This is a genomic window from Sporolactobacillus terrae (assembly GCF_019930545.1).
In the GTDB taxonomy this organism is placed as follows: Bacteria; Bacillota; Bacilli; order Bacillales; family Sporolactobacillaceae; genus Sporolactobacillus; species Sporolactobacillus terrae.
Genome location: NZ_CP082837.1, coordinates 2,257,163 through 2,281,303 on the forward strand (window position 1 = coordinate 2,257,163; position 24,141 = coordinate 2,281,303).

General features: G+C 47.3%; 20 protein-coding genes and 1 pseudogene. 4 read left to right on the forward strand and 17 right to left on the reverse strand.

The genetic code is table 11. The features are described from left to right. Positions 1–555 carry a biotin transporter BioY gene (locus K7399_RS10775; RefSeq protein WP_028984169.1) on the reverse strand — a complete coding sequence of 185 codons (555 nt, stop codon included), beginning with the start codon at positions 553–555 and terminating at the stop codon, positions 1–3. Between the two features lie 420 nt (positions 556–975). Between K7399_RS10775 and K7399_RS10780 the strand changes: the two genes are divergently transcribed. Then, a complete protein-coding gene (locus K7399_RS10780; protein WP_051575328.1) occupies positions 976–1,557 on the forward strand; it encodes a hypothetical protein in 582 nt (193 codons plus the stop codon). Positions 1,558–1,564: 7 nt separating this feature from the next. On the opposite strand, the gene K7399_RS10785 is transcribed toward K7399_RS10780, so the two are convergent. The 11 genes from K7399_RS10785 to larA form a co-directional block, all read right to left on the reverse strand. After that, positions 1,565–2,062, reverse strand: coding sequence for a GNAT family N-acetyltransferase (locus K7399_RS10785; protein WP_010027483.1), 498 nt, complete (start codon positions 2,060–2,062; stop codon positions 1,565–1,567). Between the two features lie 206 nt (positions 2,063–2,268). Continuing rightward, on the reverse strand, positions 2,269–3,267 hold the full coding sequence (locus K7399_RS10790; protein ID WP_028984168.1) for a nuclease-related domain-containing protein: 999 nt from the start codon (positions 3,265–3,267) through the stop codon (positions 2,269–2,271). A 79-nt stretch (positions 3,268–3,346) separates the two neighbouring features. Beyond that, entirely contained in the window at positions 3,347–3,646 is a 300-nt protein-coding gene (locus tag K7399_RS10795) for a phosphotransferase (RefSeq protein WP_028976590.1), read from the reverse strand. Beyond that, on the reverse strand, positions 3,639–3,878 hold the full coding sequence (locus K7399_RS10800) for a hypothetical protein (RefSeq protein ID WP_028976589.1): 240 nt from the start codon (positions 3,876–3,878) through the stop codon (positions 3,639–3,641). The genes K7399_RS10795 and K7399_RS10800 overlap by 8 nt, the downstream gene beginning before the upstream one ends. A gap of 73 nt (positions 3,879–3,951) precedes the next feature. Further along, positions 3,952–5,130 carry an MFS transporter gene (locus K7399_RS10805; protein WP_028976588.1) on the reverse strand — a complete coding sequence of 393 codons (1,179 nt, stop codon included), beginning with the start codon at positions 5,128–5,130 and terminating at the stop codon, positions 3,952–3,954. Between the two features lie 415 nt (positions 5,131–5,545). Then, positions 5,546–6,571, reverse strand: coding sequence for a HoxN/HupN/NixA family nickel/cobalt transporter (locus K7399_RS10810; protein ID WP_128167066.1), 1,026 nt, complete (start codon positions 6,569–6,571; stop codon positions 5,546–5,548). Positions 6,572–7,000: 429 nt separating this feature from the next. Further along, entirely contained in the window at positions 7,001–7,834 is an 834-nt protein-coding gene (larE, locus tag K7399_RS10815) for an ATP-dependent sacrificial sulfur transferase LarE (protein ID WP_128167068.1), read from the reverse strand. A 47-nt stretch (positions 7,835–7,881) separates the two neighbouring features. Further along, a complete protein-coding gene (larD, locus tag K7399_RS10820; protein WP_164875501.1) occupies positions 7,882–8,601 on the reverse strand; it encodes a D/L-lactic acid transporter LarD in 720 nt (239 codons plus the stop codon). A gap of 30 nt (positions 8,602–8,631) precedes the next feature. Further along, positions 8,632–9,876, reverse strand: coding sequence for a nickel pincer cofactor biosynthesis protein LarC (gene larC, locus K7399_RS10825; protein WP_128167070.1), 1,245 nt, complete (start codon positions 9,874–9,876; stop codon positions 8,632–8,634). 27 nt (positions 9,877–9,903) lie between these two features. Further along, the gene (gene larB / locus K7399_RS10830; RefSeq protein WP_128167072.1) at positions 9,904–10,638 is read right to left on the reverse strand and encodes a nickel pincer cofactor biosynthesis protein LarB; all 735 of its coding nucleotides are present in this window, start codon (positions 10,636–10,638) and stop codon (positions 9,904–9,906) included. A gap of 40 nt (positions 10,639–10,678) precedes the next feature. Continuing rightward, positions 10,679–11,953 carry a nickel-dependent lactate racemase gene (gene larA / locus K7399_RS10835; protein ID WP_128167074.1) on the reverse strand — a complete coding sequence of 425 codons (1,275 nt, stop codon included), beginning with the start codon at positions 11,951–11,953 and terminating at the stop codon, positions 10,679–10,681. Between the two features lie 303 nt (positions 11,954–12,256). Between larA and K7399_RS10840 the strand changes: the two genes are divergently transcribed. The 3 genes from K7399_RS10840 to K7399_RS10850 all read left to right on the forward strand — a co-directional run bounded on the left by K7399_RS10840 (position 12,257) and on the right by K7399_RS10850 (position 15,348). Next, positions 12,257–12,922 (forward strand): Crp/Fnr family transcriptional regulator, encoded by a 666-nt coding sequence (locus K7399_RS10840; RefSeq protein WP_010025774.1) that lies wholly within the window; start codon positions 12,257–12,259, stop codon positions 12,920–12,922. Between the two features lie 275 nt (positions 12,923–13,197). Further along, entirely contained in the window at positions 13,198–14,157 is a 960-nt protein-coding gene (locus tag K7399_RS10845) for an AraC family transcriptional regulator (protein ID WP_128167076.1), read from the forward strand. Between the two features lie 225 nt (positions 14,158–14,382). Continuing rightward, positions 14,383–15,348, forward strand: coding sequence for an SDR family oxidoreductase (locus K7399_RS10850; protein WP_128167078.1), 966 nt, complete (start codon positions 14,383–14,385; stop codon positions 15,346–15,348). A gap of 122 nt (positions 15,349–15,470) precedes the next feature. On the opposite strand, the gene adhE is transcribed toward K7399_RS10850, so the two are convergent. From adhE to K7399_RS10880, 5 genes and pseudogenes are all read right to left on the reverse strand, one after another. Further along, positions 15,471–18,131 carry a bifunctional acetaldehyde-CoA/alcohol dehydrogenase gene (gene adhE / locus K7399_RS10855; RefSeq protein WP_128167080.1) on the reverse strand — a complete coding sequence of 887 codons (2,661 nt, stop codon included), beginning with the start codon at positions 18,129–18,131 and terminating at the stop codon, positions 15,471–15,473. Positions 18,132–18,471: 340 nt separating this feature from the next. Continuing rightward, positions 18,472–18,657 (reverse strand): annotated as a pseudogene (locus K7399_RS10860) (malate:quinone oxidoreductase); the annotation flags it as partial. A gap of 225 nt (positions 18,658–18,882) precedes the next feature. Further along, entirely contained in the window at positions 18,883–19,467 is a 585-nt protein-coding gene (locus tag K7399_RS10865) for a uracil-DNA glycosylase family protein (RefSeq protein WP_010025764.1), read from the reverse strand. Positions 19,468–19,654: 187 nt separating this feature from the next. Next, positions 19,655–21,685, reverse strand: coding sequence for a dipeptide ABC transporter ATP-binding protein (locus tag K7399_RS16230; protein WP_128167084.1), 2,031 nt, complete (start codon positions 21,683–21,685; stop codon positions 19,655–19,657). Between the two features lie 740 nt (positions 21,686–22,425). After that, positions 22,426–23,583 carry a glycosyltransferase family protein gene (locus tag K7399_RS10880; RefSeq protein ID WP_128167086.1) on the reverse strand — a complete coding sequence of 386 codons (1,158 nt, stop codon included), beginning with the start codon at positions 23,581–23,583 and terminating at the stop codon, positions 22,426–22,428. Positions 23,584–24,141: the final 558 nt, after the last annotated feature.

A 24,141-nucleotide genomic window follows, 5' to 3' on the forward strand; every position in this document is an offset into this window, starting at 1 on the left:
TTATACAAGTTTCGATTTTTTTAGAAAGGGCAGTCTTTGCTTTAGCCGACACGCAACGACAGCTGCCGCCCCGGCTTTTACAAGATCAAGCAATAGCAGCGGCAAATTGCTTTCCGCTACACCAAGAAGCGGCAAGTGATTATAGAAAGCAAACCACGGGACGCCGACGAAATAAATGATCAAAATACCGGCGAGAATCGCCAGATAATAGCGAAACAGCGCCCATTTTTTTGTGTTTATGTAATCCGTAATCAGACCAATGACAAAGGTGGCAAGCGGCCATGCGAGAATATAGCCTCCAGTTGGTCCAAGCAAAACCCCTAATCCCCCGCGATATCCGGAAAGTACTGGAACTCCTGCCGCTGCAAGTGCTATAAAAACGAGCATCGCAACAAGCCCTTTTCTAGCTCCTAAGATACTGCCGACCAGCATCACACCGATCATTTGAAACGTAAAAGGAACAGGAATAAATGGAATAACTAGAGTTGGCAGTGCGCCAAAAGCAATCATCACGGCGACGAACAGTGAAACTAAGGTAATCGATCGCGTTTTCAAGAATAGCCCTCCTTTTCGTTAACCAAAAATAATTTTAGGTTTACATTCGTTATATGTCAACCATATCTTTAAAAAAGTTAACATTTAGGGTGATAAGAAGAACCGGGCAAAAAGCGCTCGGTCCTTACTTCCGCCTTCCATTCGGGCTTTGTTCATCACCTTGTGCACAAACGACACTCCAGCTGCTCGCTTGCCGCGGGCGCACCGCGAGCTGCTGCGCGTCGTTGTGTGGCGCTTTCCGATTCTGCCAAGGCGATCCTGTACGCAGACTCCCATGCTCACCTTTATTAAGCAGCTCCTTTTCAGATCCACTAAAGATAAGCCTCTAGGCGTAGAGGAAATTACAGCTTCAGCTGATTTTGGATCGGCACCGTCTCATGTAAAGTAGGTATAGAAACTCTTTTGAAAGGAATGGCCAGCTTGTACGCCTACATCCTCTTGACCCACGCAAAAACACTGCCTTCTGCTTTAATTAAATTATGGACCGGAGATGCGTACACACACGCAGCGCTTGCACTCGATACACCGCAACATATGTACAGTTTCGGCCGTAAAGGCAAGTATAATTTTCTTAACGGAGGGTTTACAGAAAACGAGCTAAAGGATCAGCCTGCCGACCTGCGGCTGATGATTCTGCGTTTAACGATCTCTCCAGCACAGCATCGGCAACTTGCATGTTTGATTCGCAGTTTCCGCAACCGTAGAAATCAGCTGCACTACAATTTTTCAGGGATCCTCGGTCTGATGCTGCAAAAAGAAATACACAGCCAAGATCGCTTCTTTTGCTCACAATTTGTGGCGGCTGTGTTGGCTGAATGCGGAATTTGTGCGTTCCCCAAACCGTGCTGTTTCATCAAACCAGCGGATTTTGCGCAGATTGACGAAGCAAACGTGCTGTTTGAAGGCTTAATCAGTGATTATTTCGCTATGTCCCAAGACCTATTGGATGGAGATGTTACTCTGCAAATGATGCAGCCCCGTACAGTTTCCCCGTTATACTAAGGTTATCTCAAATATACTTCACCATACGGTATTCAGCGACAAAGCCGTGATCCTCCTTCATCGCATCAGGATCTTCGCCAATGATCGTAAAGCCCATCTTTTTGTAGGCACGTATCGCCGGTTCATTATGGGTCATCACATACAGATAAATTTTGCTAATCCCCTGTTTTTTCACCTGTTCAATGATGTAATTAATGATTCGTTTGGAGAGCCGTTGTCCGCGGTATTCATCGGAAACATAGACACTGGTCAAATTTGCGCGGTGCTCCATCTTCGGCAGTTTTTCTCGATCAAGTGAAGCAATGGCAACCAGTTTCTCGCCATCAAAGCCGCCGACCGTCATGACATGTTTCTTGGACAAGTCGTCGCGGATCTGGCTGATTGTCTTGCTGCGTTCCGTATCAAAATCTGAGGCGAAGGCCTCCGGATTCTTTATTAATGCTTCCAGTCTTAGTTTTTGATATTGCTCTGCATCTTCAGCAGTTAATACTCGGAAAGTGACCATAACCGTTCCTCCACTATACAATGTCGCGGTTATTATGCGCTTATCCCGACCGTTTCATGAGCTGAATCTCGGAGAACTCACTCTCAGCCGCGCTGAACGTGTTCGATTGTCTTGTTTATCAACCACTTTAGCGTTTTTATCAGTCAGTTCGACAAGTTTATCAACCACTTTGGTGATTTTATCAGTCACTTTAGCGTTTTTATCAGTCACTTTGACAAATTTATCGACCAGTTTGCTTTTTCATCGAGTATTTCCTCCGATAAGTAGTAGATTCTCGATTTTTTATTTCCATCAAAATGGAGAGCCGTGCGATGAAGTAGCCGTCTTGTCGTTGATTCAGAGCCTAAGTTGAGAAAATCGCGGCATTGGCTGTTTGTGATCGCCGGTCCATAGATAAGAAAATAATCCCGCAGTGCAGTTAGATACGCGAACCGGGCGTGATGGTCACACGCCCTGCAAATCCAGCGTTGTTTCACCTTTTCCACCGGCGTCGCTCCGCAGTTAGGGCACTGCACACCTTTTTTAATCTGTTCCGATTGAATCTTGAACGTTTTGAATGGCTGAATCATTTTCTTCTGATGCGCAGCGAGAAGATTGGCCGCGATCTTATCCAATTCACCTGCAGAAAGGTGCGCTTCGGTAAATTGCTTATTGATTTTAAGTAATTCCGATTTAAGATTCGCTCTGCGCACAATTTTCTTGATTTGATCATTATTCAAATCTGTGACTTGGATCTGCGCCGCCGAAGCGATCACAACGTGATTCCGTATCGGCAAGAACACGCCGCGTTTGCTCAACCACTGACGAAGCGAATCCGTTAAATGATTCGCCTGCGAAATTGGATCATCATAAATATCGAGAGTATCATCCAATTCACGAATGAGCTGAAGCATCGCTGTATCGAAAGTCAGCTTACCAATGATATTCTTCACTTCTAGAATTAGTGCGAAACGTTCACAAAGGGCAAGAAAATCAATCTGAAAATAATGGATCCCGTCGTATAATCGGAGATTGTGAAAAATGCGGAAGTCTTCTTCGGGGAGGTAGCAAAGCGGGTAACTCATCGACCGTTCACCGCGATAGCCGGCGATTGCTCGCTTATAAAGCGAGCGGATATCCTCGTGCGCGGCACATGGATTCAACCTTCGAACAAGTGCTTCGTACTGAAGCACATGGAACGGTACTTGGATTGGTTTTACGTACACACCATCGCCTCTCTTTCATTAATAAAAAGGTTCGACAACGCCATGCGTAATTCCTTTTTTCGGGAACCGCGCGGCAAAATCAGTCCTCCAAAATTAAATTCAGGCTTTCCCTGCATCCCGCAATGATCTCCTCGTTCTGTTGATCGAGCCCATAAACAAACAGCGCAACAGTTGTAAATGCCGCCTTCCAGCGCGCTAATGCTTTTGTCCGCTCACTGACATCTCCATAAACAGAAAAAAATTCAGCACGTGCACAGCTTGGCAAAAAACTGTAAACAAGCGGCAAGTCGATCGCTGGATTGCCAATATGGACGTCGCCCCAATCAATCACTCCGCTCACCCGGTGCTGCGCGTCGATCACGATGTTGCGGCTATGCAAGTCTCCATGAACCAAGCAATGCTTCTGTGAGGGAGCGATTACCCCGGCAACGTAACGCCGTAGCGCATCTGTGGAACGATACGCGGCGCGCGTTTACCAAATAGACCGTCTTGTCGTAACCCTTGCCCAGATCAGCAATTTTTGCCGGTGCCAGCTCAGGAAACTGTACCTCAATCAGCTCCTTAGCCTTCTCCTTGGAAACCACATAGTCTGGATCCCAACTGTTCGCCATCGTGATCCACCTCCTATTTTATGCGTTCATTTTTGACCCTCGTCACCACGCATCTTCGGGCACGCATCACCACTTATCGCGCTCTTCGCTTCATCACGATCGTCAAAACAACCATCACCAACCCAAGCGCCATCCCCATTGCTCCAAAACTCACCGTAAAACGCAACTGTTCAATCAGCCATCCGGACAAGGGAAACAGAACAATCATCGCTACGCTGAACAACATGCTCGAAACGCTAAGCAGCGTCGCACGGCTTGAGGACGGGATCAGCGCATTAAAGTAATTGCTGAAGATTGGCTGGCTGACCGAAACAAGCGTGTTCAGCGTAATAAAGCAACCGATCAGGAGTGGCAGTTGATTCACAAATGTAAGGATCAGCAACCCGCAAAGCAGCGCAGAGAAATATAGAATTAAGTTCGCTTGCCCGGCCCATCGTTCAATCTGCGGCGAGATTTTCGCGCCAATAATTTGGAACACGGCGGATGCGATCATCAGCAAGCTGATCTGATATCCTTTGAATCCGTACCCATCCACAAGCGACTGAAAATAAAAATAATAGGTTGCCGCAACCCCTTCAAACAGCGCGAAAAAAAGCATTAGAAAACGCAGCTGCCCATTTTCTTTTAAGAAAAGCGCCGCGTTCTTCAAAATCGCAAAATAGCTGGTCACTTTTTCCTCTTTTCGCTGCGATTTTCTCGGTTCTCTCATCATCAAGACCGACAGAATCGCCAGCATCGAGATGGCAATCTGAATCCAGTAGACACCTTCAAAATAGGCAGTGACGAACCAGCCGGCGACAAAAATCCCCAATGTATCCGCCAATTCATAAAGCGCATTAACATTCGCCGAAACCTTGATGTAGCGCTTTTCTTGATTCAAACAGCGCAGTGATTCGTAAACCAATGCGTCGGTTGTGCCCGAATTTAGATTGTACGACCACGCTGAAATAATAAAGCCAACGGCAAACCAAAGAAAGTCATGAGAAAAAATCAAAATGATGCTGCTGATCATCGCGCAGACGCGTCCAAGAATCAGTACCGCCCGGTAGCTTAAACGATCCGCAAGTGCACCGCTTGGTACTTCAAAAAGAAAACTGCTGACATGAAAGATACTCTCGAGCAGCCCAACTTCAACTAAAGACATCCCGCGATGGGTCAGGTAAAGCACCCACAGCGCCGTCACACCGAAGAACGAGCAAAAATTGTAGATATAATTATAGCGAATATTATGATTAAAGCTTCTGACAAACATCGAAATCTACTCCATTCACTGCAACCGATACTAAGATTCAAAGAAGTATGGCCGGATCATCATGCAGTTAAAATTAGATCAACTTCCCCATCGTACCAAAGAAGGGACGATTTAAAAAGAAGTAGCTCGGAAAACGGATATAATCCGTCAACCTTGAATTTGAACGGCGCTCCGGCCAAATGTATTCTTTCTGATCTTGTGCGTTAGAAAAACCGGGCAAAAAGCGTCCGGTCTTTACTTCCGCCTTCCATTAGGCCTTTGATTCATCACCTTTTGTACGAACGACACTCCATCTGCTCGCATCAACAGGGCGTGACCGCGGGCAGGTACCAACAAGACAACTTTCTTTACCCTGTAAAAAAAAGCGCTGCTGAATCCGTTTGGATTTAAGCAGCACTTTTTCACACACACATCACTATAGAACATTTTGGCTCCATCTCCGATCGATACGGAAAATCTTCCAAATGAGATAGGAAATGAGCCAGACTGCAAGAAAGAGGAAAATTAAACCGTAACCCATCCAATTTAAGTCGATCGCCTGCACCCAATTCCAGAAGCCGCCTTGGAGGTGGAACTGCTCACTGACTACCTGACTGAGTTCAATGCTGCCGATCAGCAAAGCAGCCAGCACCGAGATCGCTGTAACCGTTAAATTGTAATAGACTTTGCGGACCGGTGTATCCAATGCCCAACGATACGCACGTGTCATCATGACCGAATCCGTGGTATCCATCACATTCATCCCGGCCGCAAAAAGAAGCGGCAACGCAAGAACGGCGGCAATAGACATATGCGCACGCGCGGATTCTGCAGACAATGCAAGCAGACTGATTTCCGTTGCCGTGTCAAAGCCAAGGCCGAACAGGAAGCCGAGCGGCAGCACATGCCAGCTTTGACTAATAAAAGCAAAGAGCGGCCGAAACATGCGCGATAAAAAGCCGCGCGACTGAAGCAGCTGATCAAATTGTTTTTGATCAAACGCGTGCTGCTTTAAGCGAAGAAACAGTTTCTGCAAATCAATTAAGATAAATAGATTAATGAAAGCAATGACTAACAGAAAACTTCCGGACACGGTCGCACCGATGACGCCGCCAACATGTGAAAGAAGCGGCAAATGCTGCTGCGCCCAGTGCACCGAAAAAGCAAGTGCAGCAGCCATCAGAAACACAACGGAAGAATGGCCGAGCGAGAAGTAAAAACCAACGCCCATTGAATTCTGATTTTGCTGCATTAATTTACGCACCGTATTGTCAATTGCGGCAATATGATCGGCATCAAAGGCATGACGCAGCCCAAGCGTATAGGCAACCATTCCGAGCCCAAGGATAAATGGATTTGTTCTTGCCACGAAGATAAGCAGACTGAATCCAAGTAGATGAAGCAACAGGGATCCAATGTAGTAAGGCAAACTTTTTTTTAACACATCAATTCTTCCTTTCATGCCTGGCAGCTTTCTGCGCAAGTTCTGCGCTTACTTGCGCGCCGCATCAGGACTTTTTCTTCCATTTTTAAGCATGCGACATGCTGAGAAAAACCAAGCTGTGCTTGGTCCTTTATCTCCAGCCATGTGTGATGGATTCGTGTCTTTTCGGTGCTGAATCGTCGCTTCGGTTGCTCGCTTGCCGCGGGCGCACCGCGAGCCTCCTCAGACAGGCCAGGAATCTGCGGGGTCTCGCTGGCACGCATCAACAACGCGCGATCCCGCAGGCGCCAGAGCCCCTCCGCTTTGATTCTTGGCCAAGACACCGGTCTATTGGTTTGAAGACGGGGCAAAATCCTATACTTTCTTATCCTGTTAGAAAAAACGGCGGCTCTTTCCAGATTCGAAAAAGTCGCCGTTCTTTTCTGCGTACACGCTATTGGTGATCGCTCAGGAAACAAACGCCTTGCGTTCTTCCTCGGACAGCGTTTCGTTCATACGACCACTGCGAAAACCGCTGAGGTCGAGCGTGACATAACGGAATCCAAACTCGGTTAATTTGGCGCTTACTTCACCGCTGCGCTCAAGCAAGTCACTCAAGCGTTCTGCCGGCACCTCAACACGGGCAATTTCTCCGTGATAGCGAACGCGCACAACCGGGAAAGCGAGGTCGCGAAGATAGGCTTCCGACGCCATCACTTGATCAATCTTCTCCGGCGTCAGCGTTGTGCCGTAAGGGAAGCGCGAAGATACGGAGCAGGAGGAAACTTTGTTCCAGTTCGTCAGGCCAATTCCTTTCGCCAATGCACGCACATCGGTTTTATAGAAACCGGCTTCTTGAAGCACACTGCGTGCCCCTGCCTCTGTGCGCGCGCGAAGGCCCGGACGGAAGTCGCTGTTGTCATCCATGATCATGCCGTCAAGAACATAATTAAAGCCTTGTTCCTGCGCAATCACGTTCATCCGTGCATAGAAACATTTTTTAGCATAGTACCAGCTGTCCGGCGTATTATGCTTAATGTGTTCATCAGCAAGATAGTTCAGCTGAGTCCCCATCACCTCAGCACCAAGAGCTTTCGCTAAAGCAACTGCTTTTTCATATTCTTCATCGGTAAACAGTTCTGAATTGGCGACAACCGCCAACACACGATCCTTGCCCAGCGTATCCAAAGCCATTTTCAAAACCAGTGTGCTGTCAATTCCTCCGGAAAAGCCAACAACAACACGATCCATTTTCTTCAAAAGATCAGTCAACATTTGTGTTTTTTCAGTTAACGTATGCATGAATTTCTACCTTCTTTTTTATTTTCATTGTATTGATCACAGCCTGGTCATAGTCCAAGAAATCCGCGTGCAAACAGCGCGGCACAAGCAGCGCCAAGAAATGGCGCAATACCCGGTACAAGGATTCCGTATTGCCAATCATTATCCGCCTTGCCGCCAGGAATCGGCAGCATGGCGTGCGCAATACGCGGGCCCATGTCTCGAGCAAGGTTCATCGCAAATCCGGTCGGACCGCCCATGCCCATACCGATCGCCCAGACAAGCAAGCCCACGCCGATCGGCAGCAGCGCCGGGGCTTTCGTCGTTGCACCCGCAATCGCCAAGATTGCCGTAATAAAAATGAACGTATCAATGAATTCGACAAAGAAATTACGCGGCAAATTCCGCACGTTCGGATTGGTTGAGAAAATATTTCGGATTGCCACACGATTAATCGATTCGGACGCCTTAAACTGGTCATAATAAGCGATGAAGACAACAATCGAACCGAAGACGCCGCCAAGAACCTCTGCAAGACTAATCGGAATCACGTTGGCCCATGGAATATTGCCCAGAATCGCTTGAGCCAGCGTCATTGCCGGATTGATGTTAACTGCGCCAAAGATGAATAAAGAAACGGTAATCCCAAATCCCCACGTTGTAATGGCAAAAATGTGGCCGGAATGTTGGTACTTTGATGTATTGAGCACCTCGCAGCAGTGCACACCGACGCCAAAGACAATCATTAATGCTGTTCCCAAAAATTCGGCCAATAACTGATGAATCACAAATTTCTCCTCCAAACACTTTTCTTTTTGTCAGCTGTTCAGAAGCCGGTCTACCTCTTGTTTCACCGTCTCCAGAGAAGTCCCGTATTCGCGTGCAGCTTTTGCGCAATCGTCATATTCGGCCATTTGTTTGACAAGATCGCCATGGCTTGCAACTTTTACACGAATTGGACCAAACCTTGTTTCTACTGTTTTGAAGTGACGTTTCATAATCACCCGCTGCATCCGCTGATAGCGAACGCCAATGGTACTGGTGTGTTTCATGAGCATGCTCGCAAAACGATCACGTTCTGCAGGGGCGCAGAGTACCGAGAGTTTTATTGCCGGACGATTTTTCTTCATGAAAATCGGTGTAAAAAAGACATCAAACGCGCCTGCTTCCAAGAGCAGATCCATCGCAAAACCAAGGGACTCGCCATCCTCATCATCAAGATTGGCTTCAATCAACAGTACCGAATCTTGGTCGCTGCTGACCGTTTGCATGCTTTTTTTCTCATCAAAAAGAAGGACGCGCAGTGCGTTGAATGCGCCGGTATCCCGCTTGCCGAAGCCATACCCGCTTTTGAGCAGAATCTGCGCTTCCGGGATCGGTCCGAATTGGCGAACCAACGCTTTCACCAGTCCCATTCCCGTTGGCGTAATAAGCTCGGTTTGGATGTCTGTGCGCTGCTTAATCGGAATATTAGTCCCGATACGCATCTGCATCACCGCAGGCACCGGCACCGGCATTTCCCCATGCGCCACGTGAATAAAACCGGATCCGTCGGTCAGCTCGGAGGCACGCACCTCATCAACCTTAAGCAGATCAAGCGCGACGAAACAGCCGACAATATCAACAATCGAGTCCAACGCGCCAACCTCATGAAAATGGACCGCTTCCAGCGGCATGTGATGCACGGCTGCTTCCGCTTTGGCAATTTCGGTAAAAACAGCAAGCGACTGCTGTTTGATTTTTTCCGACAATGTGCTGGCAGCAATCAACGCAGCGATATCGCTCAGATGACGCACCGCATCCTGGTGGTGATGCTCATAATGCGGGTCGTGGTGGCTCTCGATAAAACCATGATCCTTCTCATGAGTCAATTGAACGTCGAAACGGGTTCCATAGATGCTGCTTTTAGACAGCCGTTCCACGTGAAGCTGATAACCGTCGACATTCAATTTAGCAAGCTCCGCCTTAAACTGGTCAAAATCGACACCAAGGTCGAGCAGCGCCCCGATGAACATATCGCCGCTGATCCCGGAAAAGGCATCTAAATAAAGTGTTTTCATCATTTTTCCTCCCTATCGGCAATCGTTCCGTTATAAATGATTGATCATGCTGGCAGAATAGGCTGCGCCAAATCCATTATCAATATTGACAACGGTAATCCCCGATGCGCAGCTGTTCAGCATCGTCAGCAGCGCCGTTACTCCTTTTAGATTTGTCCCGTAGCCGACACTGGTCGGCACGGCAATCAGCGGTTTATCGATCAACCCGCCGACAACACTGGCAAGGGCTCCTTCCATGCCGGCAATGCAGATCACAACCTTGGCGCCGCGAATAACGTCCAGACGTGCGAACAGCCGATGAATCCCTGCCACGCCGACATCATAAATACGTGCCACACGGTTTCCGTATGCTTCTGCGGTCACTGCCGCCTCTTCAGCGATCGGAACATCGGAGGTACCTGCCGTTACGATGGCGATATAGCTTTGCGTCTGTTTCACTTCTGCGCGGTTGACCAACGCGCAACGCGCCGTTTTATAGTAGACCGCATCAGGAGTTGCCTTTTTGATGGTTTCAAATTTATCAGAGGAAAGGCGGGTGCATAAAATGTTGACCGTTTGCTTGCGCATCGCCTGAATGATGCCAATGATCTGCTCCGCCGTCTTCCCCTCGCCGTAAATCACTTCCGGGTAACCGTTGCGCTGCTCTCGCGAAAGATCCACCTTAGCAAATCCGAGATCAGCAAAAGTATTTCCCTGTAGCGCTTGTCCTGCCTCTCCGTGCTCGGGCTTCAAGCAGCCGGTCTCATTGAACGGGTCGCGTTTCATTTTTTGGCCCCTTTCCTCTTTAAATTAAGCAAGCAACCGATTAGCGCACAATAACGCCTAAACCATCGGGGATCACAACAATCTTGGCATCCTTGCCTTCACGTTCGTACGCCATCTCCAATGCTTGATCGAGCGACGTCGCAAGCGACATATGCATGTCCGTGATCAAATCCGGTTCAACGAGATCGGAAACCATGATGACATGATGATGAACCAAAATTCGTGCCAAGATCTGCGCGGTCCATTGATCCGGAATCGTTTTCAACTTCGGGGTATTAATGGCACGATCCAAGAATGCTTTTGGATCGGAAATATCGGCAAGATTGTGATAAAACCCTTCGCCGCCGTGTCCGTCCCGGCAACCGGCAACCATGATGATCGTCCCGCCTTCTTTATTGGTTGCCTCGGCAGCTGTCATGCCTTTAACGGCCTGATAGATGTTCTGGTCAAGCGGATACCCGCCGTTTGTCGAGATCGCGATGTCGCAGTCAATTTTTTTTACTCGCGACAACCCTTGCAGAAATTCACAACCTTTTTGATGCGCCGCTTCCATATCTCCGGCAAACGATCCGATGATTTTCTTATCTTCATCGAGCACAACATTGACAATAAAAGCAAGTTTTGCCTTGCGCGCTGCATACACCATATCCTCATGAATCGGGTTGTGATGCAGGTTACCGGTACGTGCTTTATCGGAATTAATAAATGGACCGGAATGGTTGGCCATAATCGTCTTGTAGGAAGCAATTCCCGGAAGCACCGATTTACGGCCGCCGGAAAATCCAGCAAAGAAATGCGATTCAATAAATCCTTCCGAAAGCAGTAAATCGGCTTCAGCAGCTACTTTGTTGATGATGCATTCGCCGCCCGACGGAAGCTGGCCGATCTTGACCATCGACGCATCGTCTGTCGAAATGTGCATTACGATTTCTTCTTCATCCACGATTTTTTGTCCATATTTGTTAACAAGTTCCTCGCGTGTCGACGGGCGATGAAAACCGGTGGCAACGAGAATACGAATGCGGGCTTCCGGAGCGGCTTCACGCAAATGCCGCAAAAGAATTGGTGTGATGATGTGTGAAGGCACCGGACGCGTGTGATCGGAGCTAATAATGACAATATTTTTCTTACCCTTGGCCAACGCTTCTAGCGGCAGCGAACCGATCGGGTGGTCGAGTGATTCTTCAACGATCGCATTTTCAGATCGATCGGCGTGATAGGTTGCCGCTTCAGAGATTAACTTTCCAGCAAAGTTATTGTCGGGCAAATCAGCAACAAGCGTTGTTTTGTCATAAGGCAGTTCAATTCGAACCATAAATCAACAGCTCTCTTTTTAATTTTGTCAAAAAGAATGAAAGACTCAAGACGTTACTTAGTATTAGAAAAAATAAGGCTGCACATGCACGCGAAAACCGGTTCTGCCAAACTTTTTCATGCACCATCTGTTATAAATCAAAACAAAAAGGTTGTCGGTTCCGTTTGCTATCATCAAAAAATGTTAACAAATGTTTCCTTTATTTGTGATATATATTAGCTGAAATGGCGTTAAAATAGGAATATAGATAACATTTGTATCCGTAATCCGTGCAGATCCTTCCCGATAGGAATGAAAAGATCAATGGTATTGAGTGAAATCGAATATTTAATTAATTTTCTGGATGCGCATAACGTGCCGACAATTAACAAAAGTCGACACACCTACTTGACCTATCACGGTCTTGAAGAGCGTTATACCTATGTTTTAAAGAAGGGTATTATAAAGAACAGCATCATTTTGCAGGATGGACGCGAATTCAACTTATCGTATATCGCAAAGCCTGATGTCATCTCACTGCTGCGCGACGAAGTTTCCAAGTTCACCGAACAGCCGTTTAATGTGCGTGTCGAATCCGATAAAGCAACCTTCTATCAAATCGACCGCGTGACGTTTTGGAACTATGTAAATGCCAATCAAGAGTTGCAAAACTATGTGAAAAGCTATTATCGTAAAAAATTATCGGAGAATATCTTCCGTTTGCAGCGGATGATGATGAATGGCAAAAAAGGAGCGGTTTGCGCCTTTATTTACAGTCTTATCGACTTATTCGGGCGCAAAATTCGAGAAGGAATGCTGATTGATTTCGTTGTCACCAACGATGATATCGCCGGATTCTGCGGAATCAGTGCGCGCAGCAGCGTGAACCGTATGATCAGTGAACTTCGAAACGACGGTGCGCTGATGATCAAGAATCGACGGTTTATCATTACCGATATTAGCTATCTGCTCGATCATATTGCCAATTAACGGCTGTATGAAAACGCTCAATGATTAGAGAAAGAGGATGTCACAAACGTCTATGACTATGCGACATCCTTCTTTGCTTTGCAGCTGCATAAGGACACAAAATGAAGGTGTGGACTGCTCGCTAAGCTAGCCGGTATAAACCATGCTTGGAAGGCGCTGAATTTGACGAACCTAATCGAGTATCATTAGAGTGAGTAATAGATAAGCACCATAATTATTGACTGCATGCCCGCATGTCGAACGATCAAACGATAAAAGGAGTTGCTTTCGAGAAAATGAGTCTGGATGATCATGCGGCCACGCCAATGTCAGATAGTGCCAATGGATCGCTTAAAGCGGAAACCACCCGACTAGCTGATCTGATCTATACTCATTCTTCGCATGATGGGACCTATGCCGCGCGGATCCCCGGATTATATGTCAATCGCTATTCGCGAATTGAAGCCACAGATTATGTGCATACCATTTATTCGCCTGCTGTCGGCATTGCCGCGCAGGGTAAAAAAATCATAACCGTCGGAAAGGATGTCTATGAATACGCAGGGTCACGTATTTTTATTGCTCCCGTTGCCTTACCGGTTGCAATGAAAACCATTTTGGCCAGCCCTACCGAACCGTTCTTGGGCGTAGGGCTATATCTCGACCCGCAAAGGATTGCGGCGTTGGTGCCGAAAGTATATCCGCAGGGCTTGCCAATGATTCGTAATCGGCGTGCGGGTTATGTCATGGATGCTGATTTGGCTTTGATTAACGCCATGGCAAGACTGGTCGATTGTCTCTCTAGTCCCGGCGATGATCATTTAATTGCCCCGCTCATCACGGATGAGATTTTCATTCGACTTCTTCGCAGCCCCATTGGTGTTTACGTTGCTGAGACCGTTTTTGCGGAATCCAACGTGCAGCGGGTTGTGAAAGCAATTGACTGGCTCCAGAACAACTTCTCCCAGCCATTTAAAATCGCTGATTTGGCAGAGATGGTCCATTTGAGCGAATCCTCTTTCCGTGAGCATTTTAAGTCCGTCACCGCGATGAGTCCCTTGCAATACCGCAATGTACTGCGTCTTCAAGAAGCCAGGCGGCTGATGTTATCCAATCAAATGGATGCGACGACTGCATGCCGGATTGTGGGATATGCGAGCGATTCCCAATTCAGCCGGGAATACAGTCGCTTCTTTGGAAGCCCGCCAAACAGGGATATCACCAGATGGCGCCAAGAAAGACGGAATTTAAACTGATCAGGATGCCTCGTCGCCTTTTTTTCATATCTCCGCTGCTTCAAGGCTTCGCGCTTTTTTGAACAGGTTCCGTTGAATCGGGCAATGACTCAATCAGAACACGCAAACATCCAAGTGAACCCTCTTCTATAATTAGGTTAACCATGAGCCGACCGTGCACTTCGCTGACGGCACTGAGCATGGTTCAAACCACCCAATTATACTGCTTATAAGGAGGTTTTTCATATGCGTGTTTTTGTTACGGGAGCGACCGGATTCATCGGATTGGCGGTTGTTCGTGAACTCATGGATGCTGGCCATCATGTTGTCGGCCTTGTTCGTTCCGAAGAAGCTGCCAAAAGGCTTATTGCCCTTGGTGCAAAGGCTCACCAGGGTTCAATCGAAGACCTGGAAAGCTTGCGCAGCGGTGCTGCAGCTGCAGATGGCGTCATTCACACAGCCTTCTTCCACAAGTTCTCTCATGCACGACTGTCAACACGCCTGCGAATCGTGCTTGGTGGACCCCCCCGTCAGGTGCCATCGCGATTCATGGCGGCAGCTGTCGAAACGGACCGACGTGCCATTGAGACACTGGGCAGCGCGCTTTCCGGGCGCGACCGCCCTCTTGTTGTCGCTATGCCGACACTGACCCTCACTCCCAATCAACTCGGAACGGAGGACAATGCGGCTGACCCTAATTCCGCTGGAAAATTACGCGTCCCGTCGGAAAAAACAACGCTGGCGTTAGCCGATCGAGGCGTTCGCTCCTCAATTGTTCGTATTCCTCCACTTGTACACGGTGATGGCGATACGCATGGGTTCGTCCCAAGTCTGATCGGCATCGCTCGCAAGAAGGGCATTTCAGCCTGCATTGGAACTGGGGCCACCCGTTGGCCCGCTGTGCATCACCTCGATGTGGCACATCTTTTTTGCCTCGCTTTGGAAAAGGCTCCGGCAGGGTCGCGGTTTCACGCGGTTGCCGATGAGGGCGTGCCCTTTCGTGATATCGCCGTCGCCCTTGGCCAACATCTCAACCTACCGGTAAAAAGCATAGACGCGAAAAAGGCAAGTTCGCATTTCGGATGGCTGGGCGACTTCGCATCGGTCGACAACCCTGTATCAAGCGTATTAACCCATGAGCGCTTGGGGTGGCGCCCCGTGCATCCTTCTCTAATTGAAGACATTAATCAAGGTTACTATTTTCAGAGATAATAGCCTCTGCTGCACGTATTCCAGCCTTTGTGCTGATCGGACCACTTTTCAAGTATCCCTTTCGCTTCCAAAAACAAAGCGCTTCCCGTTGATTGGGAAGCGCTTTGTTCATTCTATGATCTTTAGATTTCTGTGCCGACACCTTCGTATGCGTCTTCGAGGATCTGCTTCAATTCGCTGATTAGAGGTTCTTTCGGATTGGTGCCTGTGCATTGATCTTCATAGGCGAGTTCAGCAAGTTTATCGACCGATTCATCAAAATGTTTCTTGTCGACGCCATTGGCTTTCAGACTCAGGTTTACGTCACAGTCATGGGCCAGTTTAATAAACGCTTTGACGAAGCTTTCTTTCAATTCTTCCGTTGTGTTCCCCTCGAAGCCTAAGAAGCGAGCAATTGCCGCATAATCTTCATCCGCAGTGAAGCGGCTGTATTTCGGCCAGATCGCCAATTTTTTCGGAATCTTGGCGTTATAACGGACAACAGGAGCAAAAGCAATTGCAATGGCCAGGCCATGTGGCAGCCCGAACTCTCCGCCTAGTTTATGAGCCAGTGAGTGGTTAATGCCTAGAAAAGCATTGGCAAACGCCATACCGGCAATCGTTGATGCATTATGCATATTCTCACGTGCCGTTTGATCACCGGCAAATGACGCGCGCAGATTATCAAAAACAAGTTTGATTGCCTGCAGCGACCAACCGCGTGTATAGTCACTCGCATAAACCGATACATACGATTCGACGGCATGGGTCAAGACGTCGAGTCCCGTCCATGCTACGGTTCGTTTCGGTAGCGTTTCAACGAACTGCGGATCGACAATTGCAATATCCGGCTGCATCGCGTAGTCCGTAATTGGGTACTTGACATGGGTTTTGGAATCGGTGATGACGGCATACGGGGTTACTTCCGAACCAGTCCCCGATGTTGTCGGAATCCCGATATATTTTACCTTTTTGAGCTCCGGTACTTTATAGGTCCGTTTGCGAATATCGTGGAATTTCTGTTTTGCACCAATGAATGAAGCATCCGGACGTTCGTAAAAAAGCCACATGCCCTTTGCAGCATCCATCGCAGAACCACCGCCGAGCGCAATAATCGTATCCGGCTGAAATTGTTTCATCGCAGCGACACCGCGATCGACGGTGTCGGTCGTCGGATCCGGTTCAACCTGTGAGAAAATTTCAATTGCCGGTTTGTCGCTGCGCGTGTTCAGCATCGCAACCACTCGATCGGCATAACCGAATTTGACCATCCCTGGATCACAGACGAGGAAGACACGTTTCATTCCGGTCATTTCTTTTAAATAGCGTAATGAATTACGTTCAAAATAGATTTTCGGCGGCAATTTAACCCACTGCATGTTGTTGCGGCGTTTGGCAACAACCTTGATGTTGAGCAGATCGAAATCGGAAACGTTGTGAGAAATTGAGTTCTGACCGTAAGAACCTGTGCCAAGCGTCAGCGACGGAACCATGTTATTGTACATATTGCCAAGGCCGCCGAGCGCAGATGGCGAGTTCACAATAATGCGGCATGCATTCATTTTCAAGCTGTACTGTTTTATCAATTCCTGATCCTTGGTATGGACGGCCGCCGTATGGCCCGCGCCGCCGAAATCGAGCAGCGCTTTGGCAATCTTAAATGCATGATCATGATCCTTTGCCCGATACATCGACAGTACCGGAGAAAGCTTCTCACGAGACAGTGGTTCATCCGGGCCGACGCCGTCGATCTCTGCAATCAGTACCTTCGTTTCTTTTGGAACTTCAATACCGGCAAGTTTGGCAATTTGATAGGCTGACTTTCCGGCAATCGGACCACGTACACTTCCTCGTTTTGGATCCATCATTGCTTCGCCCAAAGCATCATTATTCTTTTTATCAAGAACAACACTGCCCAGCCGCTTGAACTCAGCCTTAACTGCTTCGTAAATGGCTTCGTCAACAATCACACTGTTTTCCGATGCACAGATCATGCCGTTATCGAACGTCTTCGAAAGCGTGATATCATTCACCGCTTGCTTGATGTCCGCGGTTTTCTCAATGTACGCCGGTCCGTTCCCCGGTCCAACGCCGAGCGCCGGTTTCCCGGTCGAATACGCTGCCTTCACCATGCCCGGACCGCCGGTGGCCAGCACCGTCGCGACATCCGGATGATTCATTAACGCTCCGGTTGCTTGAATACTTGGTTTATCGATCCATTGAATCGCGTTTTCCGGTGCGCCCGCTTCAACGGCCGCTTTTGCGATAATCTTTGCAGTTTCCACGCATGCTTTCTGAGCCTGAGGGTGAAAGCCGAAAATAATTGTATTTCGCGTTTTCAGCGCAATCAGCGCCTTGAAAACAACGGTCGAGGTCGGGTTGGTGACCGGCGTAACCCCAGCAATGACGCCCACCGGTTCAGCGATTTTCACAATCTGCTCTTGATCATCTTCTTCAATAACCCCAACCGTTTTGTCATGGCGAATTTTACTCCAAATGTATTCACTAGCGTAAATATTTTTCACTGCTTTATCTTCAACGACGCCGCGCCCTGTTTCTTCCACAGCCATTTTCGCCAGTTTCATATGATTATCCAAAGCAGCGATGGCCATTGCTTCACAAACTTTATCAACACTCTCTTGGTCAAAATCGGCAAGTGTATTCAGTGCGATTTTCGATTTTTGAACCAAACCGTCAATATAGGTCTTGATCGATTCCAGCTCAACTTCGTTCTGGGGTTGTGCAGTTGCTGTCTTTTGATCTTTATTTTTTTGATTGTCCTTCGTGTTAACCGCTTTTAACATAACAAATCGCTCCTTTATTGTGAATTGTTTCACTTAAAACTAGTGAACTTACAGATTCATGCGATTGAATGCCCTTTCTGAAAACGCTTTCCTTCAATACACTTATCATAATCCTTAACACATAAAAATTCAATGGTTCTTTAGAAAATCTTTTCTTACCAGGTGGGTTATTATGAAAACGTCTGCTTCACCTAAAAAAAAGCATTATCCCAGCGGTAACGTTCTGGCAAGCCATTCCTACTGCACCTGATTCACATCCTATGCGCACGCGCAGAGCTATTCCCATCCAAAAGAAAAAAACAGCCTCTGATCATGAGGCTGTCCGTTACTGTTCTGTCATTCATTTTTTCAATTTGAGTGTTTGTGCGGTTTCCGTTTGGATTTTATCCGCAAGAACCGGATCATCCGCAAGCTGAATTCCGTAAGAAGGAATCATCTGCTTGATTTTCCCTTGCCAAAGCTTCATCTGATCGGGAAAGCATCGCTCAAGAACATCAAGCATGACGAAAACGGCGGTCGATGCGCCGATTAAAATCACATCTGTTTTACCCATTGCGACCTTCCCCAACTTTTTTTCACTGCTCATTACGTTCAATTCATTCCATTATAATTGTCTGGGGCACTTACAGCCAATTCTAATCAATCGGGAAAAGGATCGGTTCTCCAGGTAGAAGAACGGGTCAAATATTTATATTCTGAATATACCGTAGCGAATCAGCAGTAACCGATCACTCCGTATGAATGGTTATGATCACCGAGAAAGAATTTGATGAATATGCGTTTTCAAATCAGGCAAGACCTCTTCCTCAAACCATGGATTTTTTTTCATCCAAATGTTGTTGCGCGGTGACGGGTGCACGAGCGGAAAATAGTTAGGTAGATAATTACGATAATGCTTAACAACCTGAGTCAGCGTTTGTTTTGAACCCGTCTTTAGGTAGTACCGCTGGGCATATGAGCCGACGAGCAACGTTAACTTCACGTCCGGCATAGCCTTAATCAATTGCTGATGCCATTTAGAAGCAAAGTCAGCTCTCGGTGGTACATCTCCATGTTTCCCTTTGCCTGGGAAATAAAAATCCATCGGGAGAACCGCAATTTTTCCAGAATGATAAAAAGTATCATCCGATACCCCCATCCACTCTCTCAAACGAATGCCACTTGGATCATTCCAAATAATCATTGTCTTCTGTGCCTTTTCACCGGGGGCCTGACCGATAATGAGTATCTTTGCCGACGAAGCAGCATAGTAGAGTGGTTCGATATTCTTGCGCGTAAACTGAATATTGTCAGGATCCGCTTTTATACGATTGAAAATAGCTTTTAATGTATCCATTCGATTATCTCCATACATGCTGACTACTTTTTTATAACTGCCATTAAACGATTTTGTGAATCACTTGAGCCCATTCTTCTTTGCTGATCATGTCTGCACTACAAGCGATACATGATCCCTCGTGACGAGTCTGAGGTGACAACCATCCATGATCTTTATAAAGCACTCAATCATGTACGCCGATGATTCACCCACGTATTTTAGACTGAGTTAACCGCTCATACTTATCCTTCAATACGGATACTTCGCTCTCGTCACAGGAGACAAAATGTCCGGGAATGATTTGGCGCAGCCTCTTCTTCGATGCCGCTCCTGTCTTTTGACGATCCGGTTGAAAAATCAATCTTTTTTTATGCTGCTCGCGAAGTGGATCTGCTTGCGGGATCGCCGAAATCAATGCCTCTGTATAGGGGTGGAGCGGACAATGATACAGGTCATCTGCCTGCGCCAATTCGACGATCTTGCCCGCGTACATCACACCGATCCGATCACTTATATACTTGACCATGGAAAGGTCATGAGCGATGAATAAAAGTGTGAGTCCACGTTCTTTTTGTAACTTCTTTAATAAGTTAACAATTTGGGCTTGAATTGAAACATCCAGAGCTGAGATGGGTTCATCCGCAATGATTAGCTCCGGTTGAACGGCAAGTGCCCGAGCGATACCCACGCGCTGACGCTGGCCACCGGAAAGTTCATAAGGATAGCGCCAAGCAAAATTCGGGTCCAGACCAACCGTTGTCAGAAGTTCGGCAACCTGCTGCTCTAAATCTTTTTTGTTTTTTGCAAGATCATTCAGGATTATTCCTTCTGCGACAATTTGACCGATCATTAAATGTGGGTCAAGCGAAGAGTAAGGATCTTGGAAAATCATCTGCACCTTTTGATGGAACTCACGTTTCATTTGTCTCCCATAATGAGTGCCCATCGACTGATCTTCCAACCGTATGGTGCCGCCCGACGCTTTATAGAGGCCCATGATGGTTCGCCCTAGGGTCGATTTGCCGCATCCCGATTCACCGACAAGGCCAAAGGTCTCTCCTTGATACAGTTTGAGTGAAAGATCATCAACGGCGTGCAACAGGCTTCCCCCATTTGAAAAGGATTTCTTCAAATGACTGACCTCAAGCATGACTTTGTCTGTGTGCCTTATTTTTTCATCTTCCTTGTTTTCGAATCGTCGCTTACTCTCGGCCTGCTTTCCACGCATGCGAATTTCCTTTGGCGCATCTACGGCTGGTGCTTCAGGGTGCAGTAACCAGGTTGCAGCAAAATGAGTATCGGAAACCCGAAACATCGGTGGTTGTTTGATCTGATCGATTTTCATCGCATATTTATTTCTCGGTGCGAACGCGTCACCTTGAATGGACTGCTGCAGATTCGGCGGTGTGCCCGGTATTGTGTATAACACATCACCGGTTGTTTCCAGACTGGGCGTTGCACTGAGCAGCCCCCACGAATAGGGGTGCTTAGAATGATAGAAAATATCCGTTGATGTTCCGATCTCAACGATCTTTCCCGCATACATGACAGCTACGCGGTCCGCCACATTCGCAATCACACCGAGATCATGCGAGATAAAAATAATGGACATGCCGTTCTCTTTTTGAATATCCTTCAGCAGTTCGATGATCTGTGCCTGAACGGTGACATCAAGAGCTGTCGTTGGTTCGTCAGCGAGTAAAATATCTGGTTTGCATGCCAATGCAATCGCGATCATCGCTCTCTGCCGCATGCCACCGGAAAATTGATGCGGATACTGTTTCATTCGCAGACTGGCATCCTTGATTCCGACCCGTTGTAACAGCTGCAAAACCTTCTCTTTCGCTTCGGTGCTCGGCAGCTTCTGATGCGTCTTCACAGCCTCCATAATTTGATTGCCTACTGTCATCGTTGGATTCAATGAAGTCATTGGATCCTGGAAAATCATCGAAATCCCTCGTCCGCGAACTCTTCGTAGGACACGCTCTTTCTCCCCAGCCAAGTTTAATCCTTTGTACCAGATACGCCCTTTCTTAATTCGCGTATTTTGTTTAGGAAGCACGCCGATAATCGCCTTGGCCAAGGTTGATTTTCCAGAGCCGGATTCACCAACGAGACCGAGTATCTCACCTTTTCGAAGTGACAAATTCACTCCGCGAATCGCACGGATTTCGCCTCCATACGTGTCAAAAGAAAGATTCAAATCTTCAATTTCGAGTAAAGCTTCTTCCTCCATGATTATCCCTCCTTTTTACCTTTCCCTTGTTTCTATATCGTCGATCAATGTGTGCGCTCAATCTAAATGGGTTTATCATTAAGTGGTATTATGACATTAATCACATGTTTAGTTAAAATTATAGTGATAATGATTATCATTTGCAAACGATATTCTCCCCCAAGCGCTTGTTATCAATGACAGTTTTGTGACCATTCAGGCTGCTAATAAGTAACCCGTAAAATAAGCGGAGATTTTTCGGTTATATGCAAAGTAGGGCTCATTTCGAGGAGACTTAAGGGGAGATTTTCCGGTTATGCAAAGCAGAATCCCCATTTTCACATTTTTCGAGTTGATAAGCGGAATCTCTCCGTCTATTTAAGCTATATTTTAGTTTATTTTCCAATTAAGAGAAGTTTTTCCGTCTATATTACTTCCGCAGGATGCGGTGACTTCCGAGTTGTGCACGAATGACACGCCAGCTGCTCGCTTGCCGCGGGCGCACCGCGAGCCTCCTCAGACAGGGCAGGAATCTGCGGGGTCTCGCTGGCACGCTGTTCCCGCAGGCGCCAGAGCACCTCCGCTTTGATTCTTGGCCAAGACACTGGTCTATTGGTTTGAAGACGGGGCAAAATCATGTACTTTCTTTACCTGTAAAAAAAAAACAACCTGTAATCAGGCTGCCTTTCACTAAAGCGATTTATCTTTTTCATTTACTGCCTTGCTGCAAAGAAGCAGTGCTGTTCAAAAGCAGAGTAACGTTACGAAGCCGTCTCAATGGGCAAACGGTTTATCACTTCCATAAAATCGCTGAGTGTATCCTTCCAAGTAACCGCTGTTAAATGTGCTTGGGCATGCTGCACCGTATTCGTGATCCGTTCCGGACTGTGAATCGCATCGTGGAGCGTTTGAAAAAGACTTTCTTCATCAAGATGGCAGAACAACGCGCACTGCTTCGGCATGAAGCTCAACCCCGTCCCTTCATAAAAGTCAATGACCGGCAAACCGCTGCTCATCATTTCATAAGGGACAAGCGAAAAGTTCGTCATCGACGGAGCGATACCGAAATCTGCGCGGAGAAACAGTTCATGCATCTCTTTTTTCGTCAGCTTGCCGAGGTTCTTGCCATTAATAAATTGTTCGGATTGATCGGTACCGAAATACACAATATTGAGCTGAATACCGTGTTCCCGCGCGATTCGCGCACAGTTGCTCAGCACAATTTGGATACTGATCGGTGCTCTGCGCGGACTGCTCCATTTTGTATAAGCCGCAATGGTGAATACGCTTTTATTTTTATACTCCGTAAATTCTCTCGGCTGAAACGGATACCGACGCGCATCGACCGGAAAACGAATCACATCAAGCGGGCTGCGCACTTGGCAATTCTTTTTAATCATTTCGGCGCACCATGGTCCAAGCGAAATCATGTGCAACCCTAATTCATAAGTCTTCTTCGCAAGGTAAGAGCGATCACCGAACGCATAAAAATAAGGTTCATAATCCTGAACAAAATACATCTTATAGCCCGGCTTATCTTTAAAAACATAAACCGACTCCCAAAGTGTCCCAAGCCAAATATCCGACTGATGATGCGCCAAGGCACTCATATCCAGACAGGTGCCCTGATAACCGGAATAATTGAACTCAGCATTAATTTCCATCGCTTCCCGTGATTGCGCGACATAACTTAAATAGTAGACCTGAAAGCCGCGTTTGCTCAATTCCGTTCCTAAATGCAGCATCGTCGTTTGCCCACCGTCAAAAGGAATAATTCCGGTTGTAACGAAGGTAATCGAGCGAGGCGCTTCAGGTAGCTCTTGCTTTACCTGCCTGAAGTTAAAATACTTAATAATGTCATCATAGTCGTGGATGTCTCCCTGTTGAATGTCCTGAAATGCTGTGGCAACAGGTTTCACTTGACCGTCACTCCTCCGAATTGGATAAATTTTCGTTCATTTTCACATTCTCCCTTTAATTATAGCACTGACCTGGCGTTCTCATGTCTGTTTATGCAAACAGGTGCCTGCCCGATAAATCATTGAAACACCCAAAGCCGCTTTGCTGATTGAGAAAAACCAAGCTGTGCTTGGTCCTTTATCTCCAGCCATGTGTGATGGATTCGTGTCTTTTCGGTGCTGAATCGTCGCTTCGGTTACTCGCTTGCCGCGGGCGCACCGCGAGCCTCCTTAGACAGGCCAGGAATCTGCGGGGTCTCGCTGGCACGCTGTTCCCGCAGGCGCCAGAGCACCTCCGCTTTGATTCTCGGCCAAGACACTGGGCTATTGGTTTGAAGAAAGGGCAAAATCATATACTTTCTTATTCTGTAAGAAAAACCAAGCTGTGCTCGGTCCTTACTTCCGCAGGATGCGGTGACTTCCGCGTTGCATACAGGACGTACTTCCGCAGGACGCGGCGACTTTCGCGTTGCATACAGGACGTATGCGCACTTAGCGAAAGTTCATTTCTAATTAGCG